General features: G+C 65.0%; 15 protein-coding genes. 9 read left to right on the top strand and 6 right to left on the bottom strand.

The window, feature by feature from the left end:
• Nucleotides 1-56: 56 nt before the first annotated feature.
• Together ACVILL_RS16270 and ACVILL_RS16265 are read right to left on the bottom strand one after the other, a co-directional pair.
• The gene (locus tag ACVILL_RS16270; protein WP_456734274.1) at nt 57-1,202 is read right to left on the bottom strand and encodes an alpha/beta fold hydrolase; all 1,146 of its coding nucleotides are present in this window, start codon (nt 1,200-1,202) and stop codon (nt 57-59) included.
• 194 nt (nt 1,203-1,396) lie between these two features.
• Entirely contained in the window at nt 1,397-2,473 is a 1,077-nt protein-coding gene (locus tag ACVILL_RS16265; RefSeq protein ID WP_456729979.1) for an aromatic ring-hydroxylating dioxygenase subunit alpha, read from the bottom strand.
• A gap of 106 nt (nt 2,474-2,579) precedes the next feature.
• Between ACVILL_RS16265 and ACVILL_RS16260 the strand changes: the two genes are divergently transcribed.
• From ACVILL_RS16260 to ACVILL_RS16230, 7 genes are all read left to right on the top strand, one after another.
• Entirely contained in the window at nt 2,580-3,488 is a 909-nt protein-coding gene (locus ACVILL_RS16260; RefSeq protein WP_456729978.1) for a LysR family transcriptional regulator, read from the top strand.
• A gap of 105 nt (nt 3,489-3,593) precedes the next feature.
• Entirely contained in the window at nt 3,594-4,283 is a 690-nt protein-coding gene (locus ACVILL_RS16255) for an RNA polymerase sigma factor (protein WP_456729977.1), read from the top strand.
• A 93-nt stretch (nt 4,284-4,376) separates the two neighbouring features.
• Complete coding sequence (locus ACVILL_RS16250) at nt 4,377-4,898, top strand: DUF4142 domain-containing protein (RefSeq protein WP_456729976.1); 522 nt, start codon at nt 4,377-4,379, stop codon at nt 4,896-4,898.
• An 11-nt stretch (nt 4,899-4,909) separates the two neighbouring features.
• Entirely contained in the window at nt 4,910-5,230 is a 321-nt protein-coding gene (locus ACVILL_RS16245; RefSeq protein WP_456729975.1) for a cupredoxin domain-containing protein, read from the top strand.
• Between the two features lie 95 nt (nt 5,231-5,325).
• The gene (locus tag ACVILL_RS16240; protein ID WP_456729974.1) at nt 5,326-5,688 is read left to right on the top strand and encodes a nuclear transport factor 2 family protein; all 363 of its coding nucleotides are present in this window, start codon (nt 5,326-5,328) and stop codon (nt 5,686-5,688) included.
• A 60-nt stretch (nt 5,689-5,748) separates the two neighbouring features.
• On the top strand, nt 5,749-6,546 hold the full coding sequence (locus tag ACVILL_RS16235) for a helix-turn-helix transcriptional regulator (RefSeq protein WP_456729973.1): 798 nt from the start codon (nt 5,749-5,751) through the stop codon (nt 6,544-6,546).
• 96 nt (nt 6,547-6,642) lie between these two features.
• Complete coding sequence (locus ACVILL_RS16230; protein ID WP_456729972.1) at nt 6,643-7,812, top strand: cytochrome P450; 1,170 nt, start codon at nt 6,643-6,645, stop codon at nt 7,810-7,812.
• A gap of 6 nt (nt 7,813-7,818) precedes the next feature.
• Here the strand turns inward: ACVILL_RS16230 and ACVILL_RS16225 are convergent, their stop codons facing one another.
• Together ACVILL_RS16225 and ACVILL_RS16220 are read right to left on the bottom strand one after the other, a co-directional pair.
• On the bottom strand, nt 7,819-8,748 hold the full coding sequence (locus tag ACVILL_RS16225; protein ID WP_456734273.1) for a dihydrodipicolinate synthase family protein: 930 nt from the start codon (nt 8,746-8,748) through the stop codon (nt 7,819-7,821).
• A gap of 24 nt (nt 8,749-8,772) precedes the next feature.
• Nucleotides 8,773-9,939 carry an NADH:flavin oxidoreductase/NADH oxidase gene (locus tag ACVILL_RS16220; RefSeq protein WP_456729971.1) on the bottom strand — a complete coding sequence of 389 codons (1,167 nt, stop codon included), beginning with the start codon at nt 9,937-9,939 and terminating at the stop codon, nt 8,773-8,775.
• A gap of 289 nt (nt 9,940-10,228) precedes the next feature.
• On the opposite strand from ACVILL_RS16220, the gene ACVILL_RS16215 reads away from it, so the two are divergent.
• The gene (locus ACVILL_RS16215; RefSeq protein ID WP_456729970.1) at nt 10,229-11,248 is read left to right on the top strand and encodes an LLM class flavin-dependent oxidoreductase; all 1,020 of its coding nucleotides are present in this window, start codon (nt 10,229-10,231) and stop codon (nt 11,246-11,248) included.
• 360 nt (nt 11,249-11,608) lie between these two features.
• On the opposite strand, the gene ACVILL_RS16210 is transcribed toward ACVILL_RS16215, so the two are convergent.
• Entirely contained in the window at nt 11,609-11,779 is a 171-nt protein-coding gene (locus ACVILL_RS16210) for a hypothetical protein (protein ID WP_456729969.1), read from the bottom strand.
• Nucleotides 11,780-11,822: 43 nt separating this feature from the next.
• Nucleotides 11,823-12,074, bottom strand: coding sequence for a DUF3551 domain-containing protein (locus tag ACVILL_RS16205; RefSeq protein WP_456729968.1), 252 nt, complete (start codon nt 12,072-12,074; stop codon nt 11,823-11,825).
• Between the two features lie 349 nt (nt 12,075-12,423).
• Here ACVILL_RS16205 and ACVILL_RS16200 point away from each other — a divergent pair, with 349 nt between their 5' ends.
• Nucleotides 12,424-14,985, top strand: coding sequence for a fused MFS/spermidine synthase (locus ACVILL_RS16200; RefSeq protein ID WP_456729967.1), 2,562 nt, complete (start codon nt 12,424-12,426; stop codon nt 14,983-14,985).
• Nucleotides 14,986-15,014: the final 29 nt, after the last annotated feature.

Raw genomic sequence — 15,014 nt, 5'->3', positions numbered from 1 at the left:
ACCTCTCGAAGCCCCGGATTGCAGACCGCAATCCGGGGCTTGTTTTGTCGGCAACCTTAGGCGCTGATCCGTGGTCGTTGAGCCGAGGCATCACCGATGTCGGATTGAAGCCAGCGCACGATCCGGCGCCATGAGCCGGTCAAGGCCTTGCGGCCCATGAACAGGCCGAGGTGCCCGCACGGTTCGGCGGCACGCTCCAGCGACATCGGCGGCGTGCCCAACAGCCGAGCTGTCGCAAACGCCTGATCGAGCGGAACAACGATGTCATCGTCAGCAGCGAGCAGGAAGGCCGGCGTCTTCACCTCGGCGAGATCGATCCTGCGGCCGAGCGCGACGAAGTCTCCGCGGGCGATCCGGTTCTGACGGAAAATCCAGTTGATCACCTCGAGATAGTAGACACCCGGCAGATCAAGCGTCTCGCGATTCCAGCGCTGGAAGCGATCGAGCAGCGAAGCGGCATCGTCCGATGCGTCGCGGAGGCCCCGTTGCAGCACGGCTTCCACATCCTGCAGGCCAAAGGGAATACTCCAGCATTGCAGCATCTGCCTGCCGCTGACGACGCCGTCGCCCTGACGCACCAGCGCCGCGAAGCTCTGTTCGGGCAGCGCGGCCACCATCCCGGAGAGCTGCGATGGCACCGAGACATCGATCGGGGTGCTCGCCAGCACGAGCCGCCGCACCTTGCCGGGGAAGCGCGCGGCATAGAGCAGCGACAGCCATCCGCCCTGGCAGAGACCGACAAGATCGACCGGCGGTCCGATCGTGTCGACGGCGACGTTGAGGTCGGAGAGATAGCTGTCGATCGAGAAATAGCGCATCTCAGGCGTGGCCGAGCGCCAATCGGTGAGATACAGACGCGCGATGCCCGACTGTTCGAGCGCCTCGATCAGGCTGTGGCCGGGCGCGAAATCCGCAATCAGCGCGCGGTGCAGTGCGTAGGGCGCACAGACCAGCAGCGGCTGGCCGCCGGCGCTGCGCGAAAAATCCAACAGACGCATCGACGGCAGTTCGAGCACGATCCTGTTCGGCGTCGTCCAGGCGAGCTGTGCGTCAGGCGGGTCTGCATGACCGGGTGCGAGGTCGGCGTACCACTGCCAATAGGCGTCAAGCACCAGTCTTGTGGCTTCAAATGGCCACAGCCAAGCGTGCTGCGCCTCGACGACGCCCGTCTCCCGTTCCGGTGGCTTCGCGTTTTCGGTCAAAGTCATTCACCGATTGATCGCCGCCGACATGGTGCGGACGGCACGGGTCGAAACCTTGACCCCGATCAAGAACCGACGAATTCAGATCGAAAGTTTTACGCCAAATCAAAGGGAGTGGCGGCCATGCCGGGGTTCACGATCTCGCGACCCCGACATGACGTTCCGGCCCGGAAGACGGCCACCGGCCGCGCCAACTAGGCCGCTCGGGCGGCGGTGCGCTCCGCATCGAGCCTGCGCGCGAACAGCCAGCGGAAATAGGTCAGCGGCGCATCGGCGCCGATCGCGAGCAGCTGATAATCCGGATCGGCATCGAGCACCTTCTGCTGCGCCTCGATGAAATCCTTGTCCTCGTTGAAGGCCTCCTCGAGGGAATGCCGCAGCGACAACGCGATGTTCGGATTGTCGATGTCGAAATCGTGCAAATAGTTCCAGAAGAAGTGCGTCGACGAGCGCGTCTCCGGCGTCATGAACTGCGCGTTGCGGTACTGCCGCGTACCCGGAACCTGGACGCCCTTCTCAACGCCCTGCCCGGCCGGTGCAAACGTCGTGTCGAGCGTGAAGATGCCCGGCACGATCATGCGGCCGATGTTGCGGCGGTCGACCTTGTCGTCGCGGTTGGAAATCACCTTCTTGTGGTAGGGCGGCGCATCGGCGCCCATGTGCCAGCGCTCGACGCGGAAACCGTCATCGAGCTTCTCGATCGCGACCGGCTTGGTCTTGTAGGCGTATTCCTCGGAACCGCCGAGCGTGTTGGTGTGCACGAAGGCGAGGTGCGCGAAGTCGCTGAGGTTGTCGACGATCAAGAGCCAGTTGGCCTTGTAGTGCATGTAGCCCGGCAGGCCGCGCCATTTGGGATCCTCGAGCGGCGGATAGTCGAGGATCAGCTTCGGATCGGCCTTCTCAGGATCGCCGGTCCAGATGAAGATCATGTTGTAGCGTTCGACCACCGGATAGCTGCGCACGCCGAGCTTGGCGGGGATCGCGTCCTGGCCGGGAATCTGGATGCACTTGCCGTCGGCCGCGAACTTCATGCCGTGATACATGCACCTGATGTCGTCGCCCTCGACGCGCCCCATCGAGAGCGGCGCGGCGCGATGGCAGCAACGGTCGTCGAGCGCGACGACCCTTCCGCTGGTGCCGCGATAGATCACGATCGGCCGCTCCAGGATGGTGCGCGCCAGCTTCTTGCCGTCGATCAGTTCGTGGTTCATCGCCGCCACGTACCAGGCGTTGCGCAGGAAAATTCCGTCGTCAGCCAAGTCAACCGCCATGTCACCCTCCCGATGCAATGTTGCTTGCAATCAGGTTAGGTGATCCCGGCCATCGCGATAATCCGATTTGGCTGGACACACTGTACCGGTGGATGGACAATCGGCCATGGAATGGCGCGACTGGGAGCTGTTTTGCGAGGTTGTCGAGCATGGCGGCTTCACCGCGGCCGCGCGCGTGCTCGGGCATCCCAAATCGAGCCTCAGTGCTGCGGTGCAGCGGCTCGAGGCCAATCTCGGGCTGCGGCTGATCGAGCGGACCACGCGGCACCTGCGGCTGACCGATTCCGGCGAGACCATCTATCGCAAGGTGCGCCCGCTGTTCGCCGCGCTGCACGATACCCACAGCGAGGCGCTGGCGATGTCGAGCGCGGTCGCGGGCACGCTCCGCATCAAGGCACCGTACGAATTCGGCGCGCATCACGCGGGACCGGTCGCCTGCGCGGTGATGGGCCGCTACCCCGAGCTTGCAATCCGGATCGACGTCGAGCACGACATCGTCAATCCGATCGCCGAGAACTACGACATCGTGTTCGCGATGCTGGAGGCGCCGCTGCCGTCGGCCGGCATCGTGATCCGCCGCGTCTTCACCCTCGAGCGCGGCCTGTTCGCGGCACCGGCGCTGCTGGAGAAATTCGGCGAGCCGCGCACGCTGGACGAACTCAGAAAGCTGCCGCTGTTGACCGGCCCCAGCGATCCGCCATGGGCGATCACCGCGCCCGGCGGTGCCGTCGAGCATCTCGCCGTCGATCGCGCGCGCCTCACGAGCTCAAATGCCCATGTCCGCCTGCAGGCCGCGCTCGCCGGCCATGGCATGTTGCGGGTGACGGCGAGCTACACCCGCGCCGCGGTGGCGGCCGGGCAGTTGCGGCGGCTGTTGCCCGATCATGCCTGCGAGCCGCTCAACGTGCACGCGCTGCTGCCGGCGCGGCAATTTGTCCCGGCCAAGGTGCGCTGCTTCCTCGACGCGATGGAAGCGCACGCGCGCGGCGATCCGGAGGCCTATATCAGGCCGTAGCGGCTGATCGGCGCATTTCTCGACCGGCCGCCATTTTCTCGGGAACCTGCGCGTCCGGTCGGCATCCAATGGTATTATTCCGCCAACAGTGAGGGCGATCCCGCCATGCGCCAGGCCCATGTCACGTCCTTGCCGCCGATCAGCTCAGGCGATGCCGAGCTCGTGCAACGCGCGCTCGCCCGCGACGAGGCCGCGATCCGCGCCATCATGCAAGCCAACAATCGCCGGCTGTTCCGGCTGGCGCGCGGCATCCTGCGCAACGACCACGAGGCCGAGGATGTGGTGCAGGACGCCTACGTGCGCGCCTTCACCCATCTGGACCAATTCCGCGGCGGCTCCAGCCTTTCGACCTGGCTGTCGCGGATCGCGATCAACGAGGCGCTCGGCCGCCTGCGCAGCAAGCAAACAACCGTTGAGTGGTCCGAGCTGCCGAAAGGTGCCGTAGAAGCCCAGATCATTCAGTTTCCCCTGTCGTCAGCAGACGATCCGGAAAAATCCATGGCCCAGCGCGAAATCCAGCATGTCGTCGAGCACGCGATCGATGAGTTGCCCGAGCCGTTCCGCCTCGTCTTCATCACCCGCGTGATCGAGGGCATGAATGTCGAGGAGACCGCTGACATCCTCGGCCTGAAGCCGGAAACCGTGAAGACCCGCCTGCACCGCGCCCGGACCATGCTGCGCGACAATGTCGAGCGGAAGATCGGCCCCATCGTGATGGAGGCGTTTCCCTTCGCGGGCCGACGCTGCGAGCGATTGACCGAGGCAGTGCTGAAACGGCTCGGCATCACAGCATAGATTTTCGGGAACCTCTGGCGGCCCGCACCATCCAACTCCTGTGCAAGCAACGACGTGCCGCGCGCTAAGCCGGCTCAACAGGAGTGTCAAACCATGTTCGTTCGATTGAGCATCGCGGCCGCCGCGCTCGGCCTTCTCACCGGCGCTGCGCAGGCCCAAGGCGCAAAGCCGACCGATCCGCAGATCGCGCACATCGCCTACACGGCAGGCGTGATCGACATCAATGCCGCCAAGCAGGCGGAAGAGAAAGCCTCCAACAAGGAGGTCAAGGCGTTCGCCAAGGACATGGCGCGCGACCATGAGGCGGTCAACAAGCAGGCGCTCGACCTCGCCAAAAGGCTGAAGGTGACGCCGGAGGACAACGACACCAGCAAGGCACTGTCGAAACAGGCGGCCGACAAGCTCGCCGAGCTCGGCAAGCTGAAGGGTGCCGCCTACGACAAGGCCTATATCGACAACGAGGTTGCCTACCACAAGACCGTCAACACCGCGCTGGAGACGCAGCTGATCCCCTCGGCAAGCAATCCCGAGCTGAAGGGCCTGCTGCAAACCGGCCTGAAGATATTCCAGGGCCATCAGCAGCATGCCGAACATGTCGCGGCCAGCCTGAAGTAAGGAGACACATGATGCTGCCAGGACGCTATCTCGCCACGCTCGCTGTGTTCGCGCTCGGCGCGATGGCCGTCCCGGCGCATGCGGCCACCATCCAGATCGTGATGGAGAATCTGGTGATCTCGCCGGCCGAGGTATCCGCCAAGGTCGGCGACACCGTCGAATGGGTCAACAAGGACGTGTTGGCCCACACCGCCACCGCGAAGAACGGCGATTTCGACCTGACGATCGCGCCGAAGCAGACGATCAAGTCGGTCCTGACCAAGGCCGGCACGGTCGACTATTACTGCCGCTACCACCCCAACATGAAGGCGGTGCTGACCATCGCGCCGTAGCTCGCGCGATGACCTCCAAGGTAATCGATCGGCGCAGGCGAACCTTCGATAGTCCGGACAGCCGCTTAAGTCCGGCGCATCAGAAGGAGAGCACCATGACCGACCACGCAACCATCGCCCGCAACTACATCGCGCTCTGGAACGAGCGGACGCCGAGCCGGCGCCGTGAGATGCTGAGCGAGAACTGGACCGCCGACGCGCGCTATGTCGATCCCTTGATGAGCGGCGACGGCCATGAGGGCGTCGACGCGCTGATCGCGGGCGTGCAGCAGAAGTTTCCGGACTTTCGCTTCAAGCTGATCGGCGAGCCGAACGGCTTCGGCGATCACGTCCGCTTCTCCTGGGGCCTCGGCCCTGACGGCATTGACAGCCCGATCAAGGGCACCGACTTCGCCATGCTGAAGGATGGCCGGATCAGGAGCATCACCGGCTTCCTCGACCAGGTGCCGGGCGTCTGACGCCGCTTCCACCCCCGTGATGTCGCTGCTAGTCTTCCCGAAACACGGGGAGGACACACCATGAAGGCAGATCTCGCCTTCAAGACGCCTGCTATCAGCGACATCACGCCGGCGCTGCTGGCGATCGGCCGCGACGGCTTTCCGCAGGCCCTGATCGGCGCGCTGCGCCGCGTCGCCGGTGTCGGTCATTGCATGGTGTTCTCGTTCACCGGCCCGCGGTCCGCCGCGTGCCTGCTCGACGTCGGCAACATCCCGACCGGGCGCGACCTCGGGATCGCCTATTCCGAACATTTCCATCAGGCCGACCCGAACCGCGATGCGGTGTTCGAGGGGCAGGCGCAGGCGGCGCCGATCGTGCTGCCGACCTTTGCCCGCCGCATGTACAGCGACGGCTACCGCAAGATCTTCTTCGACGACTCCGATATCGTCGACAAGTTCGCCTCCGCGATCTGGACTGGTGACACCTGCTTCTACGTCAATTTCTACCAGATCACCGCGCAGGGCCGCTTCAGCCGCGCGCAGATCGCGCGCCTCGCCGCGGTCGCGCCCGCGCTGACCGCCGCCGTGGCGCGGCACTTCCAGCGCGAGCCGGCGCCGGACGCCGATCCGATCGAACGGCTGAAGGCCCTGTTTGCAACCACTGAGCCGCTCGCGCGGCTGACCGGACGCGAGAAGGAGGTCTGCCTGCGCATCCTTTCGGGCCTCAGTTCGGAGGCGATCGCGGCCGATCTCGGCATCGGGCTGCACTCCAGCCTCACCTATCGCAAGCGCGCCTATGACAAGCTCGGCATTTCCTCGCAGAACGAGCTGTTCGCGATCGCGCTGCGGCTGATGGCGTCGGGACGCCGGCTGAATTGAGGGCGCCTTGAACGGCCTCGCTCTGTCCCCAACGGTGGGGACAGACCGATGGCGCCTGCCGGCCTATGCTTGGTCCAAACCTGAGGCCATACCCCCGTGAGCACCGCGCCCCATTTCGACATCGACGTCCCCGCCTTCTGGCAGGATCCCTATCCGACGCTGGCGCGCATGCGCAAGGAGGCGCCGATCGCCTTCGTGCCGCAACTCGGCAGCACGCTGCTGTGCAACCGCGACGACATCTTCGTCTCGGAGAAGCAGATCGACGTGTTCTCATCGCACCAGCCCGAGGGGCTGATGAACAAATTGATGGGCCACAACATGATGCGCAAGGACGGCGATGCGCACATGAACGAGCGCAAGGCGATCTTTCCGGCGATCTCGCCGAAGACCGTCAGGTCGCACTGGACCGCGCAGTTCGCGGGACATGCAACGCGTATCCTCGACGAATTGGAGCCGAACGGGGCGGTCGATTTCGTGCAGGCCTTCGCGCTGCCGTTCTCGGCCGAATGCCTGAAATCGATCGCCGGCCTCACCAACATGCGCTTCCAGGACATGAACGCCTGGTCGCAGGGCATGATCGACGGCATCGCCAATTACGTCGGGGATCCCGCGATCGAGGCGCGCTGCCATGCCGCGACCTCGGGCATCGACGCCGCGATCGACGACATGGTCCCTAGGCTGCGCAAGACGCCCGACCTCAGCCTGCTCGGCGTGCTGTTGCAGACAGACATGCCGATGGAGAGCGTGCGCGCCAACATCAAGCTCGCGATCTCGGGCGGCCAGAACGAGCCGCGCGATGCGATCGCCGGCACGGTGTGGGCGCTGCTGACCCATCCCGACCAGCTTGCGCTGGCGACCAGCGGCGCGGTCCCGTGGCTACTGGCCTTCGAGGAATATGCGCGCTGGATCTCGCCGATCGGCATGTCGCCGCGGCGGATCGCAAAGCCCTGGACGATTCGCGATATCGCGTTCGAGACCAATGAACGCGTGTTCCTGATGTTCGGCTCGGCGAACCGCGACGAGAAGCATTTCGACAGGCCCGACGCCTTCGACGTCCGCCGCGACGCCAGCAAGAGCATCGCGTTCGGCGCCGGTCCGCATTTCTGCGCCGGCGCCTGGGCCTCGCGCGCCATGGTCGCCGACGTCGCGCTGCCCACGATTTTCAACCGGCTGAAGAACCTGCGCCTGATCGAGGACAAGCCGCCGCGGATGGGCGGCTGGGCGTTCCGCGGCCTCTTGGATTTGCCGGTGACGTGGGACGCCTAAACGCTGTTACCTTCCCCAGCGCAGCACGACCGGATCGAGCGTGCGCGCGATCTCGATGAGGCCTGCGCGCGTCGCCGGATGCAGCGGCTGCAACGGGTGGCGCACCGTGTCCGACTTGATGACGCCGCCCTCGCGCATCAAGACCTTGCAGGCCTGCAGCCCGCATTGCCGGTTCTCGTAATTGATCAGCGGCAGCCAGCGCGCATAGGCCTTCACGGCCTCATCCCGCTTGCCGGCGAAGAACGGATCCATGATCTGGCGGATGCCGTCGGGATAGCCGCCGCCGGTCATCGCACCGGTGGCGCCGGCGTCGAGATCGGCCATCAGCGTGATCGCCTCCTCGCCGTCCCACGGCCCCTCGATCACGCTGCCGCCCTTCTCGATCAGACCGCGCAGCTTGTTCGCGGCCATCGGCACCTCGATCTTGAAATACCTGACATTGGCGAGCTCCTTCGCCATCCGCGCCAGGAAATCGACCGAGAGCGGCGTGCCCGCCACCGGCGCGTCCTGGATCATGATCGGAATGCCGATCGCATCGGAGACGGCGCGATAGAATTCATAGATGGCGGGCTCCCCCACGCGGAAGGTCGCGCCGTGATAGGGCGGCATGATCATCACCATCGCGGCACCCGCGGCCTCCGCCTGCCGGCTGCGCTCGGCGCACACCGCCGAGGAGAAATGCGTCGTGGTGACGATCACGGGGATGCGGCCCGCGACATGATCGAGCACGGCGTGCATCACGGTCTCGCGCTCGGCATCGGTCAGCACGAACTGCTCGGAGAAGTTGGCGAGGATGCAGATGCCGTGCGAGCCGGCATCGATCATGAAATCGATGCAGCGCCGCTGTCCGTCGAGGTCGAGATTGCCATTGGCATCGAAGATGGTCGGCGCCACCGGGAAGACGCCGCGATAGGGACGCTTTGCAACTGATGTCATCATGACGACCTCCCAGATTCTTTGTTAGTTGTTACGGAACGGCAGCGGCGGCCCTTCGAGCCTGCGCAGGCCCGGCTCGCGGCGCTCCAGCCACCAACCATACTGCTTCGGCCAGGACGCGAACACTTCGCCGTTTCCACCGCCGAGCGCAAGCTCGGCATGCAGCGGCCAGTTCGGATCGAACAGCGCCTCGCGCCCGATCGCGACCAGATCGGCCTGGCCGCTGGCCAGAACAGCTTCCGCCTGCTGCGGATGCAGGATGAGGCCGACCGCGATGGTGGTGATCTCGGCGGAGCGGCGGATCTCGTCCGCATAAGGCACCTGGAAGCCGTAGCCGCGCGGAATCCGCGCCGCGGTCGCCGAGCCGAGCAGGCCACCCGACGAGCAATCGATCAGATCGGCGCCGCGCGCCTTGGCGGCCTTGGCGAACGCGATCTGGTCCTCGAGCGTCAGGCCGCCGTCAATACCATCGACCGAGGAGATACGGACCGACAGCGGCCGCTCGGCGGGCCAGGCGGCGCGCACGGTCTCGATGATCTCGAGCGGATAGCGCATCCGACCGGCGCGGTCGCCGCCATAGCCGTCGTTGCGACGGTTCGACAATGGCGAGAGGAATTCGTGCAGGAGGTAACCATGCGCGCAATGCACCTCGACGAACTCGAAGCCGGCCTCCACCGCCCGCAAGGTGGCGCGGCGCCACTGCTCGCGCAACGCGGCAAGCTCGGCCACGTCGAGCGCGTGCGGCGTCAGCCAGCCCTCCTCCATCGGGATCGCGCTCGGCGCCACCGTCCGCCACGGCAGATCGCCGCGGGCGCGGTCGGCGTCGTCGAGTGCGGCATTGCCATACCACGGACGCTGCATGCTGGCCTTGCGGCCGGCATGCGCGAGCTGGATCGAAGGCACCGCGCCGTTGTCCTTCAGGAAGGCCGCGATGCGCTCGAGCGGCGCGATCTGCTCGTCGTTCCAGATGCCGACGTCGCCATGGGTGATGCGGCCCTCGGCCGTCACCGCCGCGGCCTCGACCATCACGAGCCCGGCGCCGCCCTGCGCGAATTTGCCGAGATGGACGAGATGCCAATCATTGGCGATGCCGTCGGTCGCCGAATACTGGCACATCGGCGAAATCAGGATGCGGTTTCGGGAGGTCACGCCGCGAAGCGTGATCGGCTGAAACAGAAGCGGCTGCGACATCGGGACCTGCGGAAACATGTTGGCGGGCGAAATGGTGGCGGAAAGCTAGGCGGCGCGTCCGGAGATCGCAAGTCACGCCGCGGCGCAGGCGGCAAGACCTGCGCGCATGCGCCGCTTGCGCAACAGCGCGATCGGCAAAACCCGCAACATTCGCCGTGGAAAAATTTCCCGGCTGGTAAACACTTTCAGTCATCCCCGGGGTGACTTTCAGTCATCCCCGGCTGGCTTTCAATCATGCGGGGGCGCGCCACGGATCGCAATTCGTCCCGGACATGCCTACATTGCCGACATGAAAAAAATCGGATTCCTCTCGTTCGGGCACTGGACGCCCTCCCCGCAATCCCAGGCCCGCTCGGCCGCGGATGTGCTGCTGCAATCCATCGACCTCGCGGTCGCCGCCGAAGAGCTCGGCGCGGACGGCGCGTATTTTCGCGTCCATCACTTCGCCCGCCAGCTGGCCTCGCCCTTCCCGCTGTTGGCGGCGGTCGGCGCCAGGACCAGCCGGATCGAGATCGGTACCGCCGTGATCGACATGCGCTACGAAAATCCGCTCTACATGATCGAGGACGCCGGCGCGGCCGATCTGATCGCGGGTGGACGCTTGCAGCTCGGCATCAGCCGCGGCTCGCCCGAGCAGGTGATCGATGGCTGGCGCTATTTCGGCTATCAGCCGGCCGAGGGCGAGACCGACGCCGACATGGGCCGGCGCCATGCGGCGATCTTCCTCGACATGCTGCGCGGACAGGGCTTTGCGCAGCCGAATCCGCGGCCGATGTTTCCCAATCCTCCCGGCCTGCTGCGGCTCGAACCGCTCGCGGAAGGCCTGCGCGAGCGCATCTGGTGGGGCGCCGGCTCGAACGCGACAGCGGTCTGGGCGGCGAAGCTCGGGATGAACCTGCAGAGCTCGACGCTGAAGAGCGACGAGACCGGAGAGGCCTTCCACATCCAGCAAGCCGCGCAGATCCGGGCCTACCGTGCCGCCTGGAAGGAGGCGGGTCACAGCCGCGAGGCGCGGGTCTCGGTGAGCCGCAGCATCTTCGCACTGGTCGACGATCGCGACCGCGCCTATTTCGGCAACGGGCAGCAAGAAGACCAGATCGGCTTCATCGACGAGCGGACGCGCGCGATCTTCGGCCGCGGCTACGCCGCCGAGCCGGACAAGCTGATCGAACAGCTCAAGACGGACGAGGCGATCGCAGAGGCCGACACTTTGCTGCTGACCGTCCCCAATCAGCTCGGCGTCGCCTACAACGCGCATGTGATCGAGAGCATTTTGACGCACGTCGCGCCGGCGCTGGGATGGCGCTGAACGGCGGCACTGCCGCCGTCGGCGACATGATCGAGCAGCGATTGGCCGTCTGCGGATGACGCGGAACAGGATCCACATTCTGGACCCGCGGCAGCCGTCCTCTAGGGGTGTGGTTGAGAGCGGACGACCAGCCGCGGGCTTGAACCGACCGTGCTCGCCGGAGGTTGGCCGGTTCTAATTGGCCAATGCAGGAACCCGCGAGATCGTTCCGGCGGAACTCTGTTCTCAAAACGGAGAACTACGGAAACATAACTGCGCGTTGTGAGAAGAACAGGTTGAGTACGGCTTGTTAATCGCGCACGTTGCGTGAACAGAACGCCGTAATATTCCGGAATAATAACGGGACGCCTGCTGCCTGGGTCAGGAGTCCCTATCGCGATTGCGGCGCGTGAGATCGAGGCGATCGACGCGCTCGTCGATCCGCCGGTTGAGTTCCTGATCCTCTTCCGAAACCCTGCCGCGACGGGCGCGAACGACGAATGCGCATCCGATCACAGGGATCGCGAACAGCGCGTAGGTCCACCACTCCATGCATCGATCTCAAGTGGACGCCCGCGAACACGAGCGGAAAAAGTCATCGTTCAAGCCGGTAGCGGCGCGCCGATCCCGGCGCGTAATAGGGGTTGATCAGACAGCTTGCCGGAAGTCCGATCGCACCGGCCTGGCACTGATTCAATGACGTGAAGACGCAGTCCATCCGCTCGCCGATCAACACACCATAGACATGCATGCAGACCGGATAGCGAGGATCGTACATTTGTGCGGATGCGGGCCTCGTCATCCAAAGCGCGCCCAGCGCGAGCAGCAGCGCTCCAAGCAACCTCACGTCAGGCCTCCTGCAATTGCCCGCAAAGCACGGCGCCCAAAGGCGGGAGCGGGTGGAAGAAATCGAACCCTCGTGCGCAGCCTGGGAAGCCATATGTTTCCCAGCGGTTTCTGTCCGATAGCTGCAAAACTGGCTCGCTTGTACTTCAATTTCGTCAATAAGTTACAAGAGTTTTGCGAAACTTCAACCGCCTGGTTTTCGACGCCTTGATCGTCCGCGCGAGGGCGGTCGATCAGGAGACGGCGGTTGATATCGCGACGCGCTCCGCGGGCGTGGTCTCGGTTCTCCATAAGGCAATATTAACAGCACCTGCCTTACCTGTTCTCCCGGTCAACGGGAGGCTCGTCCAGTGCCCAATCATGATGGCGTTCAGGACGCCATAAGTCTGAAGAACCGGGTTCTGGTCACCGCGATCTTTCTGGCATCGGGCGCGGCATCGCTGATCCTTCAGGTCCTCTGGTTCAAGCAGCTGCAATTCGTGCTGGGAAGCGCGACCGTCTCCGTGAGCGTCACGGTGGCCAGCTTCTTCTTCGGCCTCTCGCTGGGCAGTGCACTCGGCGGCCGGATCGCCGACACGGTCAGCCGCCCCCTGAAGATCTACGGATTTCTCGAACTCGCCCTCGCGCTGGTTTCCCTGGCGGTGACCGCGTTCCTGTCGCAATGGCCGACCTGGGTCGGCTGGCTGGCGCCGATGCTGGACCTGGAGTCCCTGTTCCGGCTGCCCCTGATGGTCGCCCTGTCGCTCGCCATCCTGTCGCTGCCGACGATGTTGATGGGCGCGACCCTGCCCTTCCTCGTCAAGTTCCTGACCCGTACGCAAACCGACCTCGCCAATCGCATCGGCCTGCTCTACGGCTTCAACACCTTGGGCGCCGCCATCGGCACCCTGGCCGTCGGCTTTGTGCTGATGGGCCTTTGCGGGATCGCGGGATCGAGCCTGGTTGCGGCGGCGCTCTATGTCTGCGTCGGCGGCGTGGCCCTGCTCGTTGCGCGCAGCGCAGGCCCGCGGGTGCCGGTCACCGCGACAGCGCCGGCGCAGACCGCCGGGCCGGCACCTGGCAGGACGTCCATCCTGATCTGGGTTTTCGCATGCTCCGGCTTCGTGTCGATCGCCTATGAAGTGGTCTGGTTCCGCTTCCTGACCAATGTCAGCAGCTCGAGCGTTTTCGCATTCTCTGGCATGCTCGGCGTGTACCTGCTGGGGCTGGTGATCGGTGCCCTGATCTGCGCCAAGCTGCTCGCACCCCGCAAGGATCAATTGCTGCGGTACTTCGCCGTCACGCAGCTGCTGATCGCGGTTGCCGCCACGCTGACCGTCGGCGTGCTCGGCAAGGCGCGTGCCGTGGGAGCAGCGCTGTCGCCGATCGTATCGGGGCTCATTCCGGTCCCGGCGCAGGCGCTATTGGGAGATGATGTTTCATTCTTCCTGGTCTGCGCGGTTGCGTTGTTGCTGCCGACCACGCTGATCGGCATCAGCTTTCCGCTGGCCAGCGAACTGACCGTGATGCAGATGAGCGCGCTCGGCCGCAGGATCGGCTCGCTCTACGCCTTGAACACGATTGGCGGCGTGCTGGGCTCGCTGGCGGCAGGGTTTCTCCTGATCCCCTATCTGGGCAGCCAGGGTGCGCTCACCGCACTGATCCTTCTGAACGTCCTGCTCTTTGTCGCGACGACGATATCGCAGCCGGGCCTTCTGCGAGAAAGCAGCCTGTGGCGGCAGGGTGCAATCGCCGCAGGCGTCATCGCCGTCGCGCTCGTGCTGTTCACCCCGCATTATCTGGAACGGGTGCTGACCGCGATCGAAGGCGGCAATGTGCTCGAGCTGCAGGAAACCCGGCAAGCGACATTCGCGGTGGTCGAGTATCACGAGAAGGCGGCGGGAACCTATCAGCAGCTGGTGGTGAATTCGAAGAGCTACGCCAACAACCGTCCCGAGGGCAGACGATACATGGCGGCGATGGGGCACTATCCCATCCTGCTGCACCCGGGCCCGGTTGATACGGCTGTCGTGATCTGCATCGGGACCGGCACCACGGTGGGCGCGGTCAGCACCCACCAGGAATTGCAATCCATCGACGCGGTCGATCTGGCGTCCACGGTCTTCGAAGTCGCGCCGCACTTCGTGCCGATCAACAAGCAGTTCTATCAGAATCCCAAGGTCCATCAGATCGTCGCGGACGGTCGGCACTTCCTGCTCGGGACCAGGGAGACGTTCGACGTCATCACACTGGAGCCTCCGCCGCCCCATGACGCCGGCGTCATCAACCTCTACACCGAGGAATTCTACGCGCTGGCAAAGCAGAGGATGCGCCCCGGCGGCGTTCTCGCGCAGTGGGTGCCGCTGGATTTCAACCGCGGCATGCTGCCGAAGATGATCCTCAAGGCGATGATGGGCCAGTTCAAGCACGTCTCACTGTGGCTGCCGTCCAGAATGGAGGGCGTCGCAATCGCCTCCGACGAGCCATTGCAGATCGATCCGCGCGCGCTCGCGACGCGGATGTCCGCGCCCGCGGTGGCCGACGACCTCAAGGCAAACGGCCTGCGCTCGCCGGAGGATTTTCTCGCGACATTCATCGCCGCAGACGAAAAGCTCGCGGCCTTCGTCGGGGATGTGCCGACCCTCACCGATGATCGGCCGCGCCTCGAATATTATAACTGGTATCCGCTGAGCTCGATCGGCGTGGGCGAATTGAAGCGCCTGCGCGAGCCCGCGGAGAACTATCTCCTCGACAAGTCCATCGACGAGGCCCGGCTCGACACCGCGCGCACGGTGGCCAATGCGATTCTGGATGAGCACAAGGCGACCGCCGACGGCGACGAGTCAGCGGCCCGCGCCGCGCTTCGCCTCGCCGTCAAGCTGGACCCGGACAATTCCTATGTCGGCTTCCTCGATCGCAAGCTGCGCGAGTGATCGGGCCGACATGGCTGCTTCGCGAATTT

Source organism: Bradyrhizobium sp. USDA 3364 (genome assembly GCF_054056355.1).
The sequence above is the reverse complement of the archived record's forward strand: the minus strand, read 5'-3'. Positions and strand labels throughout refer to the sequence as shown.